This window comes from Streptomyces sp. NPDC104202 (genome assembly GCF_055584185.1).
The window spans coordinates 26,539-46,546 of sequence record NZ_JBVJMN010000017.1 but is presented as its reverse complement, the minus strand read 5'-3'; the positions used below and the strand labels follow the sequence as shown (position 1 = coordinate 46,546).

The window sequence follows — 20,008 nt, the reverse complement described above, 5'->3', positions numbered from 1 at the left end:
GTGTCGGCGTCAGTCGGGGTACGCGAGTACCCCGGGTGGTCATCGGTGACCGGCGCAGTTCCCCCTTCCCCGCCACTCGGCCGGCGCTGCGTTGCGCCCTCCTGCGCGCCGGCTTGAACCCGCGGCGGTGCGTGGAATTCCAGCACAGTGCCGGACCTCCAACAAGAGCCACGTGTCGCACTGTGAGGGGAATGACAACCCGTGCACGAAGTGTCACCCCATGTAGAAGATGATCACGGAGGTTTCGGACTTTTACCCTCCAATGGTTCCGCGTGCGGGTGTGTCCCAGTCGGCATGATCAGGAGCGGAATAGAGCATTCAGTGGAGGAATGTCCCTTTCCGTGGCCGTCGGCCACGGTCCGTAATGCCTGGAATGTCCCGCCTGTGGTGAGGAAACTCACACGCGAATCGATGTCTGAGCCATGCATTCGAAGGGAATCGCATGTTTAGCCTGACGCTTTACACCCCTTCGCGCCCGCACGCGGCGCCCGCTCCGGAACAAGGTCAGATCACCGCGATGAAGACGACGACGCCCGGCACCACGGCCAACCCCCGCCGTTCCACCCTCGTCCACCTCACGGACGCCGCCGAACTCGGCCGGGGCGCCCAGCCGGAGTACGCGGCCGCGCTGCCCGGCCGGACGGCCAACCCCCGCCGCACGATCCTGATGCAGCCCCCGGCGCCCTACGAGCCCCAGCCGTACGCCACGCTGTCGCGCTGACCCGGCGCGGGCCCCGCCCGCGTCACGACGCACGTCACCCTTGTCATCGGCCACGCTGATATCGCCGGTCGACCGCCCTCGCGCCGCGTTAGCCTGGAGCGTCAGACTCCAGCCAGTAGCAAGTGAGGGGCGACAGCACTCGTGCGCATCGCCAGATTCTCCATCGACGGCAATGTGGCCTTCGGCGCCGTCGAGGGCGAGGGAACCGTCGAGTCCGGCGGCCTCGTCCTCGACATCATCAAGGGCATCCCGTACACCGACTTCGAGCTCAGCGGCACCAAGGTCCCGCTGAGCAAGGTACGGCTCCTGCCGCCCGTGCTCCCCAACAAGGTCGTGGCCATCGGCCGCAACTACGCGGAGCACGCCGCCGAACTCGGCAACGACGTCCCCGACGTCCCCGTCGCCTTCTTCAAGCCCACCACCTCGGTGATCGGCCCCGGCGACGCCATCGAGTACCCCTCCTTCTCCAACGAGCTGCACCACGAGGCCGAACTGGCCGTGGTCATCGGCCGCATGTGCCGCGAGGTGCCCCGCGAGCGCGTGAAGGACGTCGTCTTCGGCTACACCTGCGCCAACGACGTCACCGCCCGCGACGCCCAGCAGCGCGAGAAGCAGTGGGCCCGGGCCAAGGGCTTCGACACCTCCTGCCCGCTCGGCCCCTGGGTGGAGACCGACCTCGACCCGCGCGACCTGGCCATCCAGGCCACGGTCAACGGCGAACAGCGCCAGCTGGGTCGCACGAGCGACATGATCCGCTCCATCGAGGACCTGGTCGTCCACATCTCCGAGGCCATGACGCTGCTCCCCGGCGACGTCATCCTCACCGGCACCCCCGCCGGGGTCGGCCCCCTCAACGTCGGCGACGAGGTCGCCGTCACCATCGAAGGCATCGGCACTCTCACCAATAGGGTGATCAAGCGTGGCTAACGCGAACATCCGCGTCCGTTTCTGTCCCTCGCCGACCGGCAACCCCCACGTGGGCCTGGTCCGCACCGCCCTCTTCAACTGGGCCTTCGCCCGGCACAACGAGGGCACCATGGTCTTCCGCATCGAGGACACCGACGCTGCGCGCGACTCCGAGGAGTCGTACCACCAGCTGCTCGACTCGCTGCGCTGGCTCGGCCTCGACTGGGACGAGGGCCCGGAGATCGGCGGCCCGCACGCGCCGTACCGCCAGTCGCAGCGGATGGACATCTACAAGGACGTCGCCGACAAGCTGCTCGCCGGCGGCTACGCGTACCCCTGCTACTGCACCACCGAGGAGCTCGACGAGCGCCGCGAGGCCGCCCGCGCCGCCGGCCGCCCCTCCGGCTACGACGGCCACTGCCGCGACCTCACCGCCGAGCAGAAGGCGGCGTACGAGGCCGAGGGCCGCGCGTCGATCGTCCGCTTCCGGATGCCCGACGAGCCGATCACCTTCACCGACCTGGTCCGCGGAGAGCTCACCTTCACCCCGGAGAACGTGCCGGACTACGGCATCCTCCGGGCCAACGGCGCCCCGCTGTACACGCTGGTCAACCCCGTCGACGACGCGCTGATGGAGATCACCCACGTCCTGCGCGGCGAGGACCTGCTCTCCTCCACCCCGCGCCAGGTCGCGCTCTACAAGGCGCTGATCGAGCTGGGCGTCGCCAAGGAGATCCCCTCCTTCGGCCACCTGCCGTACGTGATGGGCGAGGGCAACAAGAAGCTCTCCAAGCGCGACCCGCAGGCGTCCCTCAACCTCTACCGGGAGCGCGGCTTCCTCCCCGAGGGCCTGCTGAACTACCTGTCGCTCCTCGGCTGGTCCTTCTCGGCCGACCAGGACCTCTTCACCATCCCCGAGATGGTGGCGAAGTTCGACATCGCCGACGTCAACGCCAACCCGGCGCGCTTCGACCTCAAGAAGGCCGAGTCGATCAACGCCGACCACATCCGGATGCTCGACGTGAAGACCTTCGCCGAGGCCTGCGAGCCCTGGCTGAAGGCCCCGCACGCCAACTGGGCGCCCGAGGACTTCGACCGCGCCGCCTGGGAGGCCATCGCGCCGCACGCCCAGACGCGCATGACCGTCCTCTCGGAGATCACGGCCAACGTGGACTTCCTCTTCCTCCCCGAGCCGGTCTTCGACCAGCCCTCGTGGGACAAGGCGATGAAGGGCGAGCCCGCCGCGCTGCTCACCACCGCGCGCGAGAAGCTCGACGCCGCCGACTGGAGCGACCCCGAGTCGCTCAAGAACGCGGTCCTGGCCGCCGGCGAGGTCCACGGCCTCAAGCTCGGCAAGGCCCAGGCCCCGGTCCGCGTCGCGGTCACCGGCCGCACGGTCGGCCTGCCCCTCTTCGAGTCCCTGGAGATCCTGGGCAAGGAGAAGTCCCTGACCCGCATCGACGCGGCCCTGGCGAAGCTCGCCGCGTAGGGGTCTCCCGTCGGGGTCCGCCCGCCCGGACCGCGCGCTACGGTCGACGCATGACCATCCGCGCGGTCCTCTGGGACGTGGACGACACGATCTTCGACTACGCCCGTGCCGACCGCGCGGGCATGAGCGAGCACCTGACGGCCGAGGGCCTGGTGGACGGATTCGACTCCGTCGACCAGGCCCTCCGTCGTTGGCGGGAGCTGACCGCGCTCCACTGGCGCCGCTTCGAGGCCGGCGGGGTCGACTACGAGGAGCAGCGCCGGGAGCGCGTCAGGGACTTCCTGGGGCTGCCGCTGACCGCCGCCGAGGCCGACGGCTGGTTCGGGCGGTACCTGGCGCGTTACGAGGCGGCCTGGGAGCTCTTCCCCGACGCGGTCCCCGTCCTGGACCTGCTGGCCCGTGACTACCGTCACGGGATCCTGTCGAACGCCGGCATCCACATCCAGGAGCGCAAGCTCCGGGTCCTGGGGGTGCGGGACCGTTTCGAGGCCGTCCTGTGCGCCGCCGAGCTCGGCGTGGCCAAGCCCGCCCCGGAGGCCTTCCACGCCGCCTGCACCGCCCTTGACCTGCCCCCGGACCAGGTGGCGTACGTCGGGGACCAGCCGGACATCGACGCGCGCGGCGCCGTGGAGGCGGGGCTCCTGGGCATCTGGCTGGACCGCGCGGACACCGGCGGCCGCCCCGAGCTGAACCGGATCACCGACCTCCGCCAGCTCCCGGCCCTGCTCAGCGGGCATACCCGTTTTGGAGCACCGTCCACCTTCGGGTAATGTTCTTCCTGCGCCGAGGGGAACAAGCCGAAAGGCAAGAACCCGGAAAGCGCAAGCCGAAGCAAGATTCCCCTGGTGGGAGCGTTGCACCGGTGGCCTATGGTGTAATTGGCAGCACGACGGTTTCTGGTTCCGTTAGTCTTGGTTCGAGTCCAGGTAGGCCAGCTCGCAGAGCTTATCTGCATCGTGGATTCCAGATCCACAAAGCCCCCGTTGTGTAGCGGCCTAGCACGCCGCCCTCTCAAGGCGGTAGCGCCGGTTCGAATCCGGTCGGGGGTACTGATCCATCCTGCGGATCACTTGGGTAGCTCCCGGTGAATCCACGGTGACATCACCCGGTTTCGGCCGGGTGGGATCGCTAGGGCCCCCGTTGTGTAGCGGCCTAGCACGCCGCCCTCTCAAGGCGGTAGCGCCGGTTCGAATCCGGTCGGGGGTACGGTGTAACCACCATGGCCTATGGTGTAATTGGCAGCACGACGGTTTCTGGTTCCGTTAGTCTTGGTTCGAGTCCAGGTAGGCCAGCTCGCAGAGCTCATCTGCACCGCGGATCTGATCCGCAAGGCCCCCGTTGTGTAGCGGCCTAGCACGCCGCCCTCTCAAGGCGGTAGCGCCGGTTCGAATCCGGTCGGGGGTACAAGAGGAGAAGCCCTTCCCTTCGGGGGAGGGCTTCTTCGTCGTCCGGACCCGGTACGGGACGCCCGTCCCGGGTCCGGAGACAACTCCGGCCCACCGCTGCGGCGTTGAAGCGGTGGGCCGGGGAAGACCGGAGGGACGGGACGCGTCAGCCGTTGCGGCGGAGCGCCTCGGAGAGGCGGGCGGCGGCGTCGATGACCGCCTGGGCGTGCATGCGGCCCGGGTGGCGCGTCAGGCGCTCGATCGGACCCGAGACCGACACGGCGGCCACCACACGGTTCGACGGGCCCCGCACGGGCGCGGAGACGGACGCGACGCCCGGCTCCCGCTCACCGATCGACTGGGCCCAGCCGCGGCGCCGTACGCCCGACAGGGCGGTCGCGGTGAAGCGGGCGCCCTGGAGGCCGCGGTGGAGCCGCTCGGGCTCCTCCCAGGCCATCAGGATCTGGGCGGAGGAGCCGGCCTTCATGGTCAGCGTCGAGCCGACCGGCACGGTGTCGCGCAGGCCCGAGAGCCGCTCGGCGGCCGCCACGCAGATGCGCATGTCGCCCTGACGGCGGTAGAGCTGGGCGCTCTCGCCGGTGACGTCGCGCAGATGCGTCAGCACCGGGCCCGCGGTCGCGAGCAGGCGGTCCTCGCCGGCCGCGGCCGCGAGCTCCGACAGGCGCGGTCCGAGGATGAACCGGCCCTGCATGTCACGGGCCACCATCCGGTGGTGTTCCAGTGCCACGGCGAGACGATGTGCCGTGGGTCGTGCGAGTCCCGTCGCCGCGACCAGTCCTGCGAGGGTGGCCGGACCGGACTCCAGGGCGCTCAGGACAAGGGCTGCCTTGTCGAGAACGCCTACGCCGCTAGAGTTGTCCATGCAACGATATTCGCGTCTCACTCTGTGAAACGCAAGTTCAATTTTCCGAGGAACGCGTCACTCTGGTGAGGCGGCCGCACGATGGCTCGCGAAACGATCTCTAGTGGTGCCGGCGCACGCCGCCGGCCGGAGGGAAAGCGATGGGTAGGACACTCGCGGAGAAGGTCTGGGACGACCACGTCGTCCGGCGCGCCGAGGGCGAGCCCGACCTCCTCTTCATCGATCTGCACCTGCTGCACGAGGTGACCAGCCCCCAGGCCTTCGACGGTCTGCGCCAGAACGGCCGGCAGGTGCGGCGCCTCGACCTCACCATCGCCACCGAGGACCACAACACCCCGACCCTCGACATCGACAAGCCGATCGCGGACCCGGTCTCCCGCGCGCAGCTGGAGACCCTGCGCAAGAACTGCGCCGAGTTCGGCGTCCGCCTGCACCCGCTGGGCGACGTCGAGCAGGGCGTCGTCCACGTCGTGGGACCGCAGCTGGGCCTCACCCAGCCCGGCACCACCGTCGTCTGCGGCGACTCGCACACCTCCACGCACGGCGCCTTCGGCGCGCTGGCGTTCGGCATCGGCACCAGCCAGGTCGAGCACGTGCTCGCCACCCAGACGCTGCCGCTGGCCCGCCCCAAGACCATGGCCATCACGGTCGACGGCGAACTGCCCGAGGACGTCACCGCCAAGGACCTGATCCTCGCGATCATCGCGAAGATCGGCACCGGCGGCGGCCAGGGCTACATCCTGGAGTACCGCGGTTCCGCCATCGAGAAGCTCTCGATGGAGGCCCGGATGACCATCTGCAACATGTCCATCGAGGCCGGCGCCCGCGCGGGCATGATCGCCCCCGACGCGACCACCTTCGCCTACCTGGAGGGTCGCGCCCACGCCCCCGAGGGCGAGGACTGGGACGCCGCCGTCGCGTACTGGAGCACCCTGCGCTCCGACGAGGACGCCGTCTTCGACGCCGAGGTCGTCATCGACGCCGCCTCCCTGGCGCCGTTCGTCACCTGGGGCACCAACCCCGGCCAGGGCGCGCCGCTTTCGGCGAACGTCCCCGACCCGGCTTCGTACGAAGACGCTTCGGAGCGCCTCGCCGCCGAAAAGGCCCTGGAGTACATGGGGTTGACCGCCGGGCAGCCGCTGCGCGACATCAAGGTCGACACCGTCTTCGTAGGCTCCTGCACCAACGGCCGCATCGAGGACCTGCGCAACGCGGCCTCGCTCCTGGAGGGCCGCCGGGTCGCCGACGGCGTCCGGATGCTGGTCGTCCCCGGCTCGGTCCGGGTCGCCCTGCAGGCCGTCGAGGAGGGCCTGGACAAGGTCTTCAAGGAGGCCGGCGCCGAATGGCGGCACGCGGGCTGCTCGATGTGCCTGGGCATGAACCCCGACCAACTGGCCCCCGGTGAGCGTTCCGCGTCCACCTCCAACCGCAACTTCGAGGGCCGGCAGGGCAAGGGCGGCCGGACCCACCTGGTCTCGCCCCAGGTCGCCGCCGCCACCGCCGTCCTGGGCCACCTGGCCTCCCCGGCCGATCTGTCCGACGTCGCCACCACCGCGGGGGTCTGAGGAACCATGGAAGCTTTCACCACGCACACCGGCCGGGCCGTCCCGCTGCGCCGCAGCAACGTCGACACCGACCAGATCATCCCGGCGCACTGGCTGAAGAAGGTCACCCGCGACGGCTTCGAGGACGGTCTCTTCGAGGCCTGGCGCAAGGACTCCGAGTTCGTCCTCAACCGCCCCGAGCGGCAGGGCGCCTCGGTCCTGGTGGCCGGCCCCGACTTCGGCACCGGCTCCTCCCGCGAGCACGCCGTCTGGGCGCTCCAGAACTACGGCTTCCAGGCCGTGATCTCCGCCCGCTTCGCCGACATCTTCCGCGGCAACTCGCTGAAGAACGGCCTGCTGACCGTCGTCCTGCCGCAGGAGACGGTGGACGCGCTCTGGGAGCTGACCGAGGCCGACCCGACCGCCGAGATCGCCGTCGACCTGGAGCGCCGCAAGGTCCTCGCCGCCGGGATCGACGCCGACTTCGAGCTCGACGAGAACGCCCGCTGGCGGCTGCTGAACGGTCTGGACGACATCAGCCTCACCCTTCAGAACGAAGCCGACATCGCGACGTACGAGGCGGCCAGGCCGTCCTTCAAGCCCCGTACAATTACCGTCTGAGCAGCGCTTTTCCAAGACTGCGCCCCCCACCTCTCGGTGGGGGGCGCAGTCGCTTGTTGGGACCCTGTCGGGCGACAACTCGCCCTAGATGGCACAATCGGTGCATGGAACGCGACAGCCAACTCGAGCTCTACGAGGCAGTCGCCGCCCGATTGAAGGAAGCGCACACAAGAGTGCGCTCACTGCAAGTCCCGGAGGGCGTAAGGATGGCGCTGTCCCGGAAGCTGCTGGTCGTGACGGCCGCGGCGAAGCACGATCTCAAGGACGCGGCAGCGCGTCTGGACCGGTTGATGAAGGACCTCGACGAGGGCCGATTCCCAGAGGACGACTGACACCAGGAACTCCGCAGCGGCTCTTCCGCGTTGCGGCACTAGGGTGATTAGCCCGTTTCGTGTTTGATTTGCGGTATATACATGCCTAACGTGCGAAAAAGCTTGAACACTTTCGTTCTGGCAATGTCTCCGAAGGGGAAGACGTGAACAAGGCGCAGCTCGTAGAAGCGATTGCCGACAAGATGGGCGGTCGTCAGCAGGCCGCCGAAGCCGTCGACCACGTGCTGGACGCCATCGTGCGTGCCGTGGTCGGGGGCGACCGGGTCTCGGTCACGGGCTTCGGCTCGTTCGAGAAGGTCGACCGTCCGGCCCGCTACGCCCGCAACCCCCAGACGGGTGAGCGCGTCCGGGTCAAGAAGACCTCGGTTCCGCGCTTCCGTGCAGGTCAGGGCTTCAAGGACCTCGTCAGCGGCTCCAAGAAGCTCCCCAAGGGCGGCGAGGTCTCCGTCAAGAAGGCCCCGAAGGGCAGCCTCACCGGCGGCGCCTCCGCCACCGTGAAGAAGGCCGCCGCCAAGCGGGCCACCACCGCCAAGAAGGCCGCCGCGAAGAAGGCGACCCCGGTGAAGAAGGCCACGACGGCCGCCGCGAAGAAGGCGACGCCGGCCAAGAAGACCACCACCGCGGCCGCCAAGAAGGCGACGCCCGCGAAGAAGACCACCACGGCCGCGAAGAAGACCGCCGCCGGCGGCGCCGCGAAGAAGGCCACCACCGCGGCCGCCGCCAAGAAGGCGACCAAGGCCACGGCCAAGAAGACCGCGCCGGCCGCGAAGAAGGCCACGGCGACGAAGGCGCCCGCCAAGAAGACGACGGCGCGCAAGACGACCGCCAAGAAGACCGCCGCCAAGAAGTAGGACGCGCGGTACCGACCCGCCGGGCCGGGCTCCCACGGGGGAGCCCGGCCCGCGGCGCGTCCGGACCCGGCCCGGACGGGGACCTCAGAAGGTCTGGAGCGTCACCAGGGTGATCAGCGGAGCGGCCCCCGCGGCGCCCGGCTCCGTCTCGATCCGCACCCGCTGCCCCGGCCGGAGCAGCCGCAGGCCACCGGCGTCGAAGGCGTCCGCCCCGAACTCCACGGGGGTGCCGTCGTCGAGCAGCACACTGCCGCTGCGGGTCTCGGGGTCGTACGTGAACGCGGTCGCCTGCATGGCCGCAGCCTATCCGGCCACCGGCAGCCACCGGGCGGCCGTCCGCGGGCCGAGCCCCAGCGCCCGGGCCTCCTCCAGATCCGCCCCGGTGTCCACGTCCCGGCGTACGGAATCCACCCCGGCGAGCCGGATTTCCACCGCTCCCGAAGACAAATGCCGCAACCTCGACGCGCCCCCGAATGCCGGTTCCAATTCCACCCCCGGGCCTGCCGAGAGGAATGTCGTACCTATTTCGGCGGCATCCGCGAGAAATGCCCTCGGAAATGCCCGGGCCGCGTCCAGGACCCGGCTCAGCTCCGCGGGCCGCAGCGCCGGCAGATCCGCGTTGAGCGCGGCCACGCGCGCGTACGGCCGCGCGTGCCGTAACGCGCGCACCCCGTGGGCGAGGGCTGCGTTGAGCCCCGCCGCCGGGGCGTCCGGCACGATCCGGGCGCCCAGGGCCGCGAGGGCCGCCCCGGCCGCCGGATCGTCCGTGACGACCACCACATCCCGTACGCGCGCGCAGTTCAGCACCGCGGCCACCGTGTCCTCGGCGAACGCCAGCGCGAGGCGGGGGCGCAACCGGGCTCCGGCCGCCGCGGCCAGTCGGCTCTTCGCCAGGGCAAGGGGCTTCAGGGGTACGACCAGCGACCAGTCGTCGTCCGCATCCGTGTTCATCGCGGCCCATTCTGTCCCGCCCACGCGGTCCGCCGCGGGTTCCGGGGCGTACGGTGTCACTCGACAGAGCAGGAGCACGGGGCGACACTTGACCCCCTGCCAGCCTGTCCCGGAGAAAGGTGTCCGAGTGTCCCGCCGCAGAATCGGCTTCTGGTACCGCCTGGCGGCGGTCATCGCCAAACCCCCCCTGGTGGTTCTGTTCAAGCGGGACTGGCGCGGTATGGAGCACGTTCCGGCCGACGGCGGATTCATCACCGCGGTCAACCACAACTCCTACCTCGACCCCCTCTCCTACGCGCACTACCAGTACAACACCGGCCGCGTCCCGCGCTTCCTCGCCAAGGCGGGCCTCTTCAAGGCCGGCTTCGTCGGCACGATGCTCCGTAACACGGGCCAGATCCCCGTGTACCGCGAGACGACCAACGCGCTGGACGCCTTCCGCGCCGCCGTCGAGGCCATCGAGCGCGGCGAGTGCGTCGCCTTCTACCCCGAGGGCACCCTCACCCGGGACCCCGAGATGTGGCCCATGGCCGGCAAGACCGGCGCCGCCCGCGTCGCGCTGCTCACCAAGGCGCCCGTCATCCCGGTGGCCCAGTGGGGCGCCAACCTCGCGATGCCGCCGTACGCCAAGGAGAACAAGCTCCGGCTGTTCCCCCGCAAGACACTGACCGTGCAGGCCGGCCCGCCCGTCGACCTCTCCCGGTTCGACGGCCTGGAGCCGACGCCGGAGGTGCTCCGCGAGGCCACCGAGGTCATCATGGCCGCCGTCACCGCCCTCCTGGAGGAGGTCCGCGGCGAGACGGCGCCCGCCGAGCCGTACGACCACCGCAGGGCCCGTCTCGAACAGCGGCGCAAGGCCGCGGGGGAGGGCACCAAGTGACCAGGGCAGCCGTCTTCGGCAACGGATCGTGGGGCACCGCCTTCGCGATGGTCCTCGCCGACGCGGGGTGCGAGGTCAGCCTCTGGGGCCGCCGCCCCGAGCTGGCCAAGGAGATCAACGCCACCCGCACCAACCCCGACTACCTGCCGGGCGTCGAACTCCCCGCGGCCGTCACGGCCACCGCGGACGCGGCCGAGGCCGCCCGCGGCGCCGACTTCACCGTCCTCGTCGTCCCCTCCCAGACCCTGCGCGGCAACCTCGCCGCCTGGAAGCCGCTCCTGGCCCCGGACACCGTCCTCGTCTCCCTCATGAAGGGCGTCGAACTCGGCACCGCCAAGCGGATGAGCGAGGTGATCACCGAGGTCGCCGACGTGCCCGCCGAGCGCGTGGCCGTCCTCACCGGCCCCAACCTGGCCAAGGAGATCGCCGCCCGGCAGCCCGCCGCCGCCGTCGCCGCCTGCGTCGACGAGACGGTCGCCCAGCGGCTCCAGGCCGCCTGCATGACCCCGTACTTCCGGCCGTACACCAACACCGACGTGGTCGGCTGCGAGCTCGGCGGCGCCGTGAAGAACGTCATCGGCCTCGCCGTCGGCATCGCCAACGGCATGGGACTCGGCGACAACTCCAAGGCCACGCTGATCACCCGCGGCCTCGCCGAGACCACCCGCCTCGGCCTCGCCATGGGGGCCGACCCGCTGACCTTCTCCGGCCTCGCCGGTCTCGGCGACCTCGTCGCCACCTGCTCCTCGCCGCTCTCCCGGAACAACACCTTCGGCACCAACCTCGGCCGCGGGATGACCCTCCAGGAGACCATCGCGGCCACCAAGCAGACCGCCGAGGGCGTCAAGTCCTGCGAGTCCGTGCTCGATCTGGGCCGCCGCCACGGCGTCGACATGCCCATCACCGAGACCGTCGTCTCGATCGTCCACGACGGCAAGCCCCCGGTCGTCGCGCTCAAGGAACTGATGTCGCGGTCGGCCAAGCCCGAGCGCCGCTGAACCCCGCGAGCCCCGCCCGCCGCGCCGTACACGCGCGGCGGGCGGGGCGCTCAGGAGTTCGGGAGTCGCAAGGTACGCTCATCGCGATATGAGCGAGAACACCCAGAGCCCCCGCAAGCCGCGCGTGGCCGTCGTCTTCGGCGGACGCAGCTCCGAGCACGCCATCTCCGTCGTCACGGCGGGCGCCGTCCTCGGCGCCATCGACCGGGACAAGTACGACGTGCTGCCCATCGGCATCACGACGGACGGGCGCTGGGCGCTCACCGCCGACGCCCCCGAGCGCATGGCCATCGCCGACCGCGCCCTGCCGAACGTCGCCGACCTGGCCGAGTCCGAGGAGGGCGGCGTCGTCCTCTCCGTCGACCCGGCCAACCGCGAGGTCGTCCTCACCGAGCCCGGCGCCGTGCCGAAGGCCCTCGGCGAGGTCGACGTGGTCTTCCCCATGCTCCACGGCCCCTACGGCGAGGACGGCACCCTCCAGGGCCTCCTGGAGCTCTCCGGCGTCCCCTACGTCGGCGCGGGCGTCCTCGCCTCCGCCGTCGGCCAGGACAAGGAGTACATGAAGCGGGTCTTCGTCTCCTTCGGCCTGCCCGTCGGCCCCTACGAGGTCATCCGGCCCCGCGAGTGGGAGCAGAGCCCGGCCGCCGCCCGCAAGAAGATCGTCGAGTTCGCCGCCGAGCACGGCTGGCCCCTCTTCGTGAAGCCGGCCCGCGGCGGCTCGTCCATGGGCATCACCAAGGTCGACGACCTCTCGGGCCTGGACGAGGCCATCGAGGAGGCCCGCCGCCACGACCCCAAGATCCTCGTCGAGTCGCTGCTGCGCGGCCGCGAGATCGAGTGCGGCGTCCTGGAGTTCGAGGACGGGCCGCGCGCCAGCGTGCCGGCCGAGATCCCGCCCGTCACCGACCACGACTTCTACGACTTCGAGGCCAAGTACATCGACTCGGCCTCCGGCATCGTGCCCGCGCCGATCGGCGACGAGGCCACCGCCGAGGTCCAGCGCCTGGCCGTCGCGGCCTACGAGGCCGTCTCCTGCGAGGGCCTGGTCCGCGCCGACTTCTTCCTCACCGAGGACGGCGACTTCGTCATCAACGAGATCAACACCATGCCGGGCTTCACGCCCATCTCCATGTACCCGCGCATGTGGCAGGAGAGCGGCGTCGGCTACTCCGAGCTCGTCGACCGGCTCATCCAGGCGGCGCTGAACCGCTCCACCGGCCTGCGCTAGCGGCCGGGGAACGCCCGGGCCGGAGTGCTCCTCAGGAGCACTCCGGCTCCAGCACGCACGGGACGGCCGCCGCCACCGGCGCGGCCAGATCCACCAGCGGGCCCATGTCGTGCGCGTACCGCTCGTCGAGGCTCACCTCGACGTACGTCCTGCGGTACACCGTGGTGAAGCGCGGCGCTCCGCCCTCCGTGCGCTCCAGCATCCAGCGCACGCCGTCCGCGGAGACGCCCTGCGCCTTCGGATCGCTCATCTTTTCGGGCCGGGGGACCCCGCAGCGCAGTACGATCGCACCGTCACCCCACCCGGCGGTCAGCTCGGAGCCGGGCTTCGGATCACTCCGTTCCTGCCCCGCCACGGTGTCGGGAAGCCCCTTCGCCAGGGCCTGGCAGAAGGCGGCCTCCGCCGCCGGGGGGCTGGGAACCACGACGGACGCCGCGGCGCCCGACGAGGAGCAGCCGACGACGGCCAGCAGCAGCACTCCTGCCGTGGCGGCGGCGGGCAGGCCGAACGGCCGGTGGGAAGAGGTCACCGGCCAAGCGTAGACGGGGGCTACAGATGAACGACCGGGCAGGTGAGGGTGCGCGTGATGCCGTCCACTTGCTGGACCTTGGCGACCACCATGCGGCCGAGCTCGTCGACCGTGTCCGCCTGCGCGCGCACGATGACGTCGTACGGACCGGTCACGTCTTCCGCCTGGAGCACCCCCGGGATCTTGGAGATGGTGTCGGCGACGGTCGACGCCTTGCCCACCTCGGTCTGGATGAGGATGTACGCCTGAACCACGGAACCTCCAGGGCGACCACGAGGATCTTGTGGGAGAAAGGGACGCCACGGTACCGCGTCGCCGCGGGCCGCGGGGAGACCCGCGCGTCCCGGGACGCCCGCGGTGTGGCGTACGCAGGACAGAAGTTGACGGTCTACTTGACGGTACCCAGCACGGTGACGGCCCGCGACCCGCGGCGCGCCCAGACGCGCCACCGCCCGCCGGCCGGCACGACGACACGAGGTGAGACGCGGTGAAGGGCACAGTCGGAGAGCTGGGCGAGTTCGGGCTCATCAGGGAGCTCACGTCCCGGCTCACCTCCACCCCCGCGGTGCGGATCGGGCCCGGCGACGACGCCGCGGTCGTCTCCGCCCCCGACCGGAGGGTGGTCGCCAGCACGGACATCCTCCTCGAAGGACGCCATTTCCGCCGCGACTGGTCGACGGCGTACGACGTCGGCCGCAAGGCCGCCGCGCAGAACCTCGCCGACATCGCCGCCATGGGCGCGGTCCCCACCGCGCTCCTCCTCGGCCTCGTCGTCCCCGCGGAACTCCCCGTCACCTGGGCCACCGAACTCATGGACGGACTGCGCGACGAATGTCAGGTCGCGGGCGCGGCCGTGGTCGGCGGCGACGTCGTCCGCGGCGACACGATCATGGTCTCCATCACCGCCCTCGGCGACCTGCGCAACCACGACCCGGTCACCCGGGGCGGGGCCCAGCCCGGCGACGTCGTCGCCTACACCGGCTGGCTCGGCTGGTCCGCCGCCGGCTACGCGGTCCTCTCCCGCGGATTCCGCTCCCCGCGCGCCTTCGTGGAGGCCCACCGCAGGCCCGAGCCGCCGTACCACGCGGGCCCGGCCGCCGCCGGACTCGGCGCCACCGCCATGTGCGACGTCAGCGACGGCCTCATCGCCGACCTCGGCCACATCGCCGAGGCCAGCAAGGTCCGCATCGACCTGCGCTCCGGCCTCATCGACATCCCCACCCAGATGAACGACATCGGCCAGGCCGTCGGCGTCGACCCCATGCAGTGGGTGCTCACCGGAGGAGAGGACCACGCCATCGTGGCCACCTTCCCGCCCGACGTGAAGCTCCCCGCCCGCTGGAAGGTCATCGGCGAGGTCCTCAACCCCTCGGCGCTGCCCCAGGTGACCGTCGACGGGGCCCCCTGGCACAGCGTCGGCGGCTGGGACCACTTCGGGGAGACCGAGTGACCGCGCGGCCCCCGCTCGTCCTCACCGTCGCCGGATCCGACTCCGGCGGCGGCGCGGGCATCCAGGCCGACCTCAAGACCATGCTCGCCCTCGGCGTCCACGGCATGAGCGTCCTCACCGCCGTCACCGCCCAGAACTCGCGGGGCGTCCACGGCGCCTGGGAGCTGCCCGTCGAGGCCGTGCGGGCCCAGTACCGGGCCGTGGCCGACGACATCGGCGTCCAGGCCGTCAAGACGGGCATGCTCGCCTCCGCCGCCCTCGTCGAGACGGTGGCCGAGCTGCTTGCCGCGACCGACGCCCCCGTCGTCGTGGACCCGGTGGGCGTCTCCAAGCACGGCGACGCCCTCCTCGCGGAGTCCGCCCTCGACTCCGTACGGACCCGGCTCCTCCCGGTCGCCACCGTCGCCACCCCGAACCTGGACGAGGTGACACAGCTCACCGGTGTCCACGTCGTCCACGAGAGCGACATGCGGACGGCCGCGGAGGCGGTCCTGTCGTACGGGCCGGAGTGGGTCCTGATCAAGGGCGGACACCTGCCCACCGGCCGTGAGGCCGTCGACCTGCTGACCGACGGCACCGAGGAGCACTGGCTGCGCGCCCCGCGCCACGACAACGGCCACACCCACGGGACGGGCTGCACGCTGGCCTCGGCCGTCGCCTCGGGGCTGGCCCGGGGACTGCCGGTGCCGGAGGCGGTCCGGCGGGCGAAGGAGTACGTGACCGGGGCCATCGCCGCCGGCTTCGCCCTGGGATCGGGCATCGGCCCGGTCGACCACGGCTGGCGGTTCAGGGACTGAGCCCGGCCCCTCAGGGACTCGGCCCGGCCCCGGGCATGGCAAAAGGCCGGTTCACCGAGGTGAACCGGCCTTTCAAGGCAACCGCAGGGGCTGCGCTACGACGGAACGTCGCAATTAGCGCGAGACCTTGCCGGCCTTGATGCACGAGGTGCAGACGTTGAGCCGCTTCGGCGTCCGACCGACCACGGCACGCACACGCTGGATGTTCGGGTTCCAGCGACGAGGCGTACGGCGGTGCGAGTGCGAAATGTTGTTGCCGAAGCCCGGCCCCTTGCCGCAGACGTCGCAGTTGGCAGCCACGGGTCACTCCAAAGACTTCAGATTTACAGTGAAATCCGGCGCACCGGAATCAGGAGTCTGAAGTGGCTTGCCGGGGGATGGCCCGGCGTGAACCAGGCAACCGAAGCAGCATACAACGGCTGGCTCGGTGGAACGAAACTACCACGGTCTGGGCGGACGCCGCCCCGGGCCCAGGTCACAAGCGCGACACCCCGCGACTACCCTGCGGTGAGCTCACCGCCGAAGGAGGACCCCCCGTTGTCGCGAGCCCTTCCGCCTTTCGAGGAGCTCGTCGAGCTCGACGCCGAAGCGCTCAGGACCTGGTGCGCACGGGCGCTGGACGCCCTCGGCCGGGAGCGCGAGGAGATCGACGCGATCAACGTCTACCCGGTCGCCGACGGGGACACGGGCACCAATCTGTACCTGACCGCGGAAGCCGCCCACCAGGCCGTCGAAGCCGTCTTCGCCGCCTCCGCGCCCGACACCGCCGAGACCGCACGGGCCATGGCGCACGGCGCCCTGCTCGGCGCCCGCGGCAACTCCGGGACGATCCTCTCCCAGCTCCTGCGCGGGATGGCGGCCGTCCTCGCCGAGGGATGTGACGGTGATCACCTCGCCCGTGCCCTCGCCGAGGCCGCCGCCTCCGCCCGGCGGGCCGTCGCCCACCCCGTGGAGGGCACCATCCTCACCGTCGCCGCCGCCGCGGCGGGCGGCTGCGCGGCCGGCGGTCCGCTCGTGGTGGTGGCCGGGAACGCCTACGACGCCGCCCGGACCGCCCTGGCGGCCACCTCGGGGCAGCTGGACGTCCTCGAACGCGCCGGAGTCGTCGACGCCGGCGGACGCGGCCTGGTGACCGTCCTCGGCGCGCTCCTGGAGACCGTCACCGGGCAGGCCCCGCCAGGCCCCGCGACCGCCGCCCCGGCCCCCGCCGCGCCCGGCCCCGCCGAGGAGTGCGCGGGCGACGACGGACCCGCCTACGAGGTGATCTACCTCCTGGAGGCCGACGACACCGCCGTGGACCTCCTCCGCGGCCGCCTCGACGCCCTGGGGGAGTCCCTCGTCGTCGTCGGCGGCGACGGACTCTGGAACGTCCACGTGCACGTCGACGACGCCGGCGCCGCCGTCGAGGCCGGAATCGAGGCCGGACGCCCGCACCGCATCCGCATCACCCACTTCGCGGCCGACGCCGCGCCGGCGGCCGGACGCGGCGAGCGCGCCCAGCGGTCCGTCGTCGCCGTCGTCCCCGGCGAGGGCCTCGCCGGCCTCTGCGCCGAGGCCGGCGCGACCACCGTCCAGAGCCGGCCCGGCGAACCGCCCGCCCGCGACGAGCTCGTCGACGCGATCCGCCGGGCGCACGCCCGCGAGGTCGTCCTCCTGCCCAACGACACCGACCTGCGGGAGACCGCCGCCGCGGCCGCCGCACACGTCAGGGCCGAGGGCATCCGCGTCGCCCTCATCCCCACCCGCGCCGCCGTCCAGGGCATCGCCGCCCTCGCCGTCCACGAACCCGACCGCCGCTTCGACGAGGACGTCGTCGCCATGACCGCCGCCGCCGGAGCCACCCGCTACGCCGAACTCGCCGTCGCCGAGCGCCAGTCCTTCACCTCGGCCGGCGTCTGCCAGGCCGGCGACGTCCTCGGCCTCATCGAGGGCGACGTCGCCGTCATCGGCCAGGACCTCACCGAGACCGCCCGCACCGTCCTGGACCGCATGCTCTCGGCGGGCGGCGAACTCGTCACCCTCGTCGTCGCCGACGACACCCCGCCCGGCCTCGCCCCCGACCTGGAACGCCACGTCCGCAGCGGCTACCTGGCCGTCGACACCACCACGTACCACGCGGGCGCGGGGGCCCCGCCGCTGCTCATCGGAGTCGAGTAGCGACCCGCCCGGGGACCGACCCGGCGCGGCCGCCGGCCGCGACCTGGACGCGCGTGTCGGTCCCTTGGTGTGGAATGGAACGCGTGCCCGCGCTCGACGAACCACTCAAGAAGTCCCTCGGCCCCGCCACCGCCAAGGTCATGGCCGAGGCACTCGACCTGCACACGGTCGGCGACCTGCTCCATCACTACCCCCGCCGGTACGCCGAGCGCGGCGAGCTCACCACCCTCGCCGACCTGCCGCTCGACGAGCACGTCACCGTCGTGGCCCAGGTCGCCGACGCCCGCGTGCTCACCTTCAACGGCTCCAAGGGGCGAGGCCAGCGGCTGGAGGTGACCATCACCGACGGCAGCGGACGCCTGCAACTGGTCTTCTTCGGCAAGGGCGTCCACAAGCCGCACAAGGACCTGCTGCCCGGCACCCGGGCGATGTTCGCCGGCAAGGTCTCGCTCTTCAACCGCCGCCTCCAGCTCGCCCACCCGTCGTACGAACTCCTGCGCGGCGACAGCGACGAGGCCGTCGACACCTGGGCCGGCGCCCTCATCCCGATCTACCCGGCCACCACCAAGATGGAGTCCTGGAAGATCGCCAAGGCCGTCGACGCCGTCCTGCCCGGCGCCGTCGACGCCGTCGACCCGCTCCCGCCCGCCCTGCGCGAGGGCCGCGGCCTCGCCGAGCTGCCCGACGCCCTGCACAAGATCCACCGGCCCCGCACCAAGGCCGACATCGCCGACGCCCGCGAACGCCTCAAGTGGGACGAGGCCTTCGTCCTCCAGGTCGCGCTCGCCCGCCGCCGCCACGCCGACACCCAGCTCCCCGCCGTCCCCCGCCGGCCCGCCCCCGACGGCATCCTCGACGCCTTCGACGCCCGGCTCCCCTTCACCCTCACCGACGGCCAGCGCAAGGTCTCCGCCGAGATCTTCGACGACCTCGCCACCGACCACCCCATGCACCGCCTCCTCCAGGGCGAGGTCGGCTCCGGCAAGACCATGGTGGCGCTGCGCGCCATGCTCGCCGTCGTCGACTCCGGCGGGCAGGCGGCGATGCTCGCGCCCACCGAGGTGCTGGCCCAGCAGCACCACCGCTCCATCACCGAGATGATGGGCGAGCTGGCCGAGGGCGGGATGCTCGGCGGCGCCGAGAAGGCCACCAAGGTCGTGCTGCTCACCGGCTCCATGGGCGCCGCGGCCCGCCGGCAGGCCCTGCTCGACCTGGTCACCGGTGAGGCGGGCCTCGTCATCGGCACCCACGCCCTCATCGAGGACAAGGTGCAGTTCCACGACCTGGGACTGGTCGTGGTGGACGAGCAGCACCGGTTCGGCGTCGAGCAGCGCGACGCGCTCAGGGGCAAGGGGAAGCAGCCGCCCCACCTGCTGGTCATGACCGCCACCCCCATCCCGCGGACCGTCGCCATGACCGTCTTCGGCGACCTGGAGACCTCCGTCCTCGACCAGCTGCCCGCCGGCCGCTCCCCGATCGCCAGCCACGTCGTCCCCGCCGCCGACAAGCCGCACTTCCTGGCCCGCGCGTGGGAACGGGTCCGCGAGGAGGTCGGCAACGGCCACCAGGCGTACGTGGTCTGCCCCCGCATCGGCGACGAGGAGGACCAGAAGAAGAAGGCGAAGGCGTCCGCCGAGGACGAGGCCGAGAAGCGCCCGCCGCTCGCCGTCCTCGACATCGCCGAGCAGCTCCGCACCGGACCCCTCGCCGGCCTGCGCGTCGCCGTCCTGCACGGCCGCATGCACCCCGACGACAAGGACGACGTCATGCGCCGGTTCGCCGCCGGCGACCTCGACGTCCTCGTCGCCACCACCGTCATCGAGGTCGGCGTCAACGTCCCCAACGCCACCGCCATGGTGATCATGGACGCCGACCGCTTCGGCGTCTCCCAGCTCCACCAGCTCCGCGGCCGCGTCGGCCGCGGCTCCGCCGCCGGCCTCTGCCTCCTCGTCAGCGAGATGCCCGAGGCCGGCCCCGCCCGGCAGCGGCTCGACGCCGTCGCGAGCACCCTCGACGGCTTCGAGCTCTCCCGCATCGACCTCGAACAGCGGCGCGAGGGCGACGTCCTCGGCCAGGCCCAGTCCGGCGTCCGCTCCTCGCTGCGGGTCCTCACCGTCATCGACGACGAGGAGGTCATCACGGCCGCCCGGGAGGAGGCCACCGCACTCGTCCTCGCCGACCCCGACCTCACCGCCCACCCGGGCCTGCGCACCGCGCTCGACGCCCTCCTCAGCGAGGAGCGGGAGGAGTACCTGGAGAAGGGCTGACCGCGGGCCCCCGCCCCGC

The 20,008-nt window shown here is 71.6% G+C and carries 21 protein-coding genes and 5 tRNA genes; 20 read left to right on the top strand and 6 right to left on the bottom strand.

What is annotated here, in order from left to right; genetic code table 11:
- Positions 1-517: 517 nt before the first annotated feature.
- The 9 genes from ACZ60W_RS14190 (at position 518) to ACZ60W_RS14150 (ending at position 4,520) form a co-directional block, all read left to right on the top strand.
- Positions 518-721: a hypothetical protein gene (locus ACZ60W_RS14190; protein ID WP_469755590.1), complete on the top strand. Its 204-nt coding sequence runs from the start codon at positions 518-520 to the stop codon at positions 719-721.
- 141 nt (positions 722-862) lie between these two features.
- Entirely contained in the window at positions 863-1,648 is a 786-nt protein-coding gene (locus ACZ60W_RS14185) for a fumarylacetoacetate hydrolase family protein (protein WP_469755589.1), read from the top strand.
- Positions 1,641-3,116 carry a glutamate--tRNA ligase gene (gene gltX, locus ACZ60W_RS14180; RefSeq protein WP_469755588.1) on the top strand — a complete coding sequence of 492 codons (1,476 nt, stop codon included), beginning with the start codon at positions 1,641-1,643 and terminating at the stop codon, positions 3,114-3,116. The genes ACZ60W_RS14185 and gltX overlap by 8 nt, the downstream gene beginning before the upstream one ends.
- Before the next feature lie 50 nt (positions 3,117-3,166).
- Positions 3,167-3,886, top strand: a complete 720-nt coding sequence (locus tag ACZ60W_RS14175; protein WP_469755587.1) for an HAD family hydrolase — start codon at positions 3,167-3,169, stop codon at positions 3,884-3,886.
- Positions 3,887-3,979: 93 nt separating this feature from the next.
- Positions 3,980-4,051 (top strand) — tRNA-Gln (locus ACZ60W_RS14170).
- 41 nt (positions 4,052-4,092) lie between these two features.
- Positions 4,093-4,165: transfer RNA gene (locus ACZ60W_RS14165), tRNA-Glu, on the top strand.
- An 84-nt stretch (positions 4,166-4,249) separates the two neighbouring features.
- Positions 4,250-4,322 (top strand) — tRNA-Glu (locus tag ACZ60W_RS14160).
- A gap of 14 nt (positions 4,323-4,336) precedes the next feature.
- Positions 4,337-4,408: transfer RNA gene (locus tag ACZ60W_RS14155), tRNA-Gln, on the top strand.
- 39 nt (positions 4,409-4,447) lie between these two features.
- Positions 4,448-4,520, top strand: a tRNA-Glu gene (locus tag ACZ60W_RS14150).
- 147 nt (positions 4,521-4,667) lie between these two features.
- On the opposite strand, the gene ndgR is transcribed toward ACZ60W_RS14150, so the two are convergent.
- Complete coding sequence (gene ndgR, locus ACZ60W_RS14145) at positions 4,668-5,384, bottom strand: IclR family transcriptional regulator NdgR (RefSeq protein WP_017235973.1); 717 nt, start codon at positions 5,382-5,384, stop codon at positions 4,668-4,670.
- Between the two features lie 140 nt (positions 5,385-5,524).
- Between ndgR and leuC the strand changes: the two genes are divergently transcribed.
- From leuC to ACZ60W_RS14125, 4 genes are all read left to right on the top strand, one after another.
- Complete coding sequence (gene leuC, locus ACZ60W_RS14140; protein WP_469755586.1) at positions 5,525-6,949, top strand: 3-isopropylmalate dehydratase large subunit; 1,425 nt, start codon at positions 5,525-5,527, stop codon at positions 6,947-6,949.
- Positions 6,950-6,955: 6 nt separating this feature from the next.
- Positions 6,956-7,549, top strand: coding sequence for a 3-isopropylmalate dehydratase small subunit (leuD, locus tag ACZ60W_RS14135; RefSeq protein WP_469755585.1), 594 nt, complete (start codon positions 6,956-6,958; stop codon positions 7,547-7,549).
- Between the two features lie 104 nt (positions 7,550-7,653).
- Positions 7,654-7,881 carry an SCO5555 family protein gene (locus tag ACZ60W_RS14130; protein WP_030206244.1) on the top strand — a complete coding sequence of 76 codons (228 nt, stop codon included), beginning with the start codon at positions 7,654-7,656 and terminating at the stop codon, positions 7,879-7,881.
- A 143-nt stretch (positions 7,882-8,024) separates the two neighbouring features.
- A complete protein-coding gene (locus ACZ60W_RS14125; protein ID WP_469755584.1) occupies positions 8,025-8,732 on the top strand; it encodes an HU family DNA-binding protein in 708 nt (235 codons plus the stop codon).
- Positions 8,733-8,816: 84 nt separating this feature from the next.
- Here ACZ60W_RS14125 and ACZ60W_RS14120 read toward each other — a convergent pair whose 3' ends face one another.
- Positions 8,817-9,026: a hypothetical protein gene (locus tag ACZ60W_RS14120; RefSeq protein ID WP_469755583.1), complete on the bottom strand. Its 210-nt coding sequence runs from the start codon at positions 9,024-9,026 to the stop codon at positions 8,817-8,819.
- Between the two features lie 9 nt (positions 9,027-9,035).
- Positions 9,036-9,683 (bottom strand): 2-phospho-L-lactate guanylyltransferase, encoded by a 648-nt coding sequence (gene cofC / locus ACZ60W_RS14115; RefSeq protein WP_469755582.1) that lies wholly within the window; start codon positions 9,681-9,683, stop codon positions 9,036-9,038.
- Positions 9,684-9,810: 127 nt separating this feature from the next.
- On the opposite strand from cofC, the gene ACZ60W_RS14110 reads away from it, so the two are divergent.
- The 3 genes from ACZ60W_RS14110 to ACZ60W_RS14100 all read left to right on the top strand — a co-directional run bounded on the left by ACZ60W_RS14110 (position 9,811) and on the right by ACZ60W_RS14100 (position 12,789).
- On the top strand, positions 9,811-10,563 hold the full coding sequence (locus ACZ60W_RS14110) for a lysophospholipid acyltransferase family protein (RefSeq protein WP_469755581.1): 753 nt from the start codon (positions 9,811-9,813) through the stop codon (positions 10,561-10,563).
- The gene (locus ACZ60W_RS14105) at positions 10,560-11,561 is read left to right on the top strand and encodes an NAD(P)H-dependent glycerol-3-phosphate dehydrogenase (RefSeq protein WP_469755580.1); all 1,002 of its coding nucleotides are present in this window, start codon (positions 10,560-10,562) and stop codon (positions 11,559-11,561) included. The genes ACZ60W_RS14110 and ACZ60W_RS14105 overlap by 4 nt, the downstream gene beginning before the upstream one ends.
- Positions 11,562-11,649: 88 nt before the next feature.
- Positions 11,650-12,789, top strand: a complete 1,140-nt coding sequence (locus tag ACZ60W_RS14100) for a D-alanine--D-alanine ligase family protein (RefSeq protein ID WP_469755579.1) — start codon at positions 11,650-11,652, stop codon at positions 12,787-12,789.
- 31 nt (positions 12,790-12,820) lie between these two features.
- On the opposite strand, the gene ACZ60W_RS14095 is transcribed toward ACZ60W_RS14100, so the two are convergent.
- Entirely contained in the window at positions 12,821-13,318 is a 498-nt protein-coding gene (locus tag ACZ60W_RS14095) for a DUF3515 domain-containing protein (RefSeq protein WP_469755578.1), read from the bottom strand.
- A 20-nt stretch (positions 13,319-13,338) separates the two neighbouring features.
- Positions 13,339-13,572, bottom strand: a complete 234-nt coding sequence (locus ACZ60W_RS14090; protein ID WP_015036438.1) for an Lrp/AsnC family transcriptional regulator — start codon at positions 13,570-13,572, stop codon at positions 13,339-13,341.
- A gap of 233 nt (positions 13,573-13,805) precedes the next feature.
- Between ACZ60W_RS14090 and ACZ60W_RS14085 the strand changes: the two genes are divergently transcribed.
- On the top strand, positions 13,806-14,768 hold the full coding sequence (locus tag ACZ60W_RS14085; protein WP_017235962.1) for a thiamine-phosphate kinase: 963 nt from the start codon (positions 13,806-13,808) through the stop codon (positions 14,766-14,768).
- The gene (gene thiD / locus ACZ60W_RS14080; RefSeq protein WP_469755577.1) at positions 14,765-15,565 is read left to right on the top strand and encodes a bifunctional hydroxymethylpyrimidine kinase/phosphomethylpyrimidine kinase; all 801 of its coding nucleotides are present in this window, start codon (positions 14,765-14,767) and stop codon (positions 15,563-15,565) included. Before ACZ60W_RS14085 ends, thiD begins: the two co-directional genes overlap by 4 nt.
- 114 nt (positions 15,566-15,679) lie before the next feature.
- Here the strand turns inward: thiD and rpmB are convergent, their stop codons facing one another.
- On the bottom strand, positions 15,680-15,865 hold the full coding sequence (gene rpmB, locus ACZ60W_RS14075; protein WP_015036441.1) for a 50S ribosomal protein L28: 186 nt from the start codon (positions 15,863-15,865) through the stop codon (positions 15,680-15,682).
- A 237-nt stretch (positions 15,866-16,102) separates the two neighbouring features.
- Between rpmB and ACZ60W_RS14070 the strand changes: the two genes are divergently transcribed.
- The gene (locus ACZ60W_RS14070) at positions 16,103-17,722 is read left to right on the top strand and encodes a DAK2 domain-containing protein (protein WP_469755576.1); all 1,620 of its coding nucleotides are present in this window, start codon (positions 16,103-16,105) and stop codon (positions 17,720-17,722) included.
- A gap of 74 nt (positions 17,723-17,796) precedes the next feature.
- Positions 17,797-19,989: an ATP-dependent DNA helicase RecG gene (gene recG / locus ACZ60W_RS14065; protein WP_469755575.1), complete on the top strand. Its 2,193-nt coding sequence runs from the start codon at positions 17,797-17,799 to the stop codon at positions 19,987-19,989.
- The last annotated feature ends 19 nt before the right edge of the window (positions 19,990-20,008 follow it).

What these genes read in the sequence shown, in the direction of transcription:
- cofC (WP_469755582.1), bottom strand. Translation starts at nt 9,683, where the DNA reads ATGAACACGGATGCGGACGACGACTGGTCGCTGGTCGTACCCCTGAAG.
- ACZ60W_RS14190 (WP_469755590.1), top strand. Translation starts at nt 518, where the DNA reads ATGAAGACGACGACGCCCGGCACCACGGCCAACCCCCGCCGTTCCACC.
- ACZ60W_RS14120 (WP_469755583.1), bottom strand. Translation starts at nt 9,026, where the DNA reads ATGCAGGCGACCGCGTTCACGTACGACCCCGAGACCCGCAGCGGCAGT.
- leuD (WP_469755585.1), top strand. Translation starts at nt 6,956, where the DNA reads ATGGAAGCTTTCACCACGCACACCGGCCGGGCCGTCCCGCTGCGCCGC.
- ACZ60W_RS14100 (WP_469755579.1), top strand. Translation starts at nt 11,650, where the DNA reads ATGAGCGAGAACACCCAGAGCCCCCGCAAGCCGCGCGTGGCCGTCGTC.
- ACZ60W_RS14130 (WP_030206244.1), top strand. Translation starts at nt 7,654, where the DNA reads ATGGAACGCGACAGCCAACTCGAGCTCTACGAGGCAGTCGCCGCCCGA.
- leuC (WP_469755586.1), top strand. Translation starts at nt 5,525, where the DNA reads ATGGGTAGGACACTCGCGGAGAAGGTCTGGGACGACCACGTCGTCCGG.
- recG (WP_469755575.1), top strand. Translation starts at nt 17,797, where the DNA reads ATGGAACGCGTGCCCGCGCTCGACGAACCACTCAAGAAGTCCCTCGGC.
- ACZ60W_RS14175 (WP_469755587.1), top strand. Translation starts at nt 3,167, where the DNA reads ATGACCATCCGCGCGGTCCTCTGGGACGTGGACGACACGATCTTCGAC.
- ndgR (WP_017235973.1), bottom strand. Translation starts at nt 5,384, where the DNA reads ATGGACAACTCTAGCGGCGTAGGCGTTCTCGACAAGGCAGCCCTTGTC.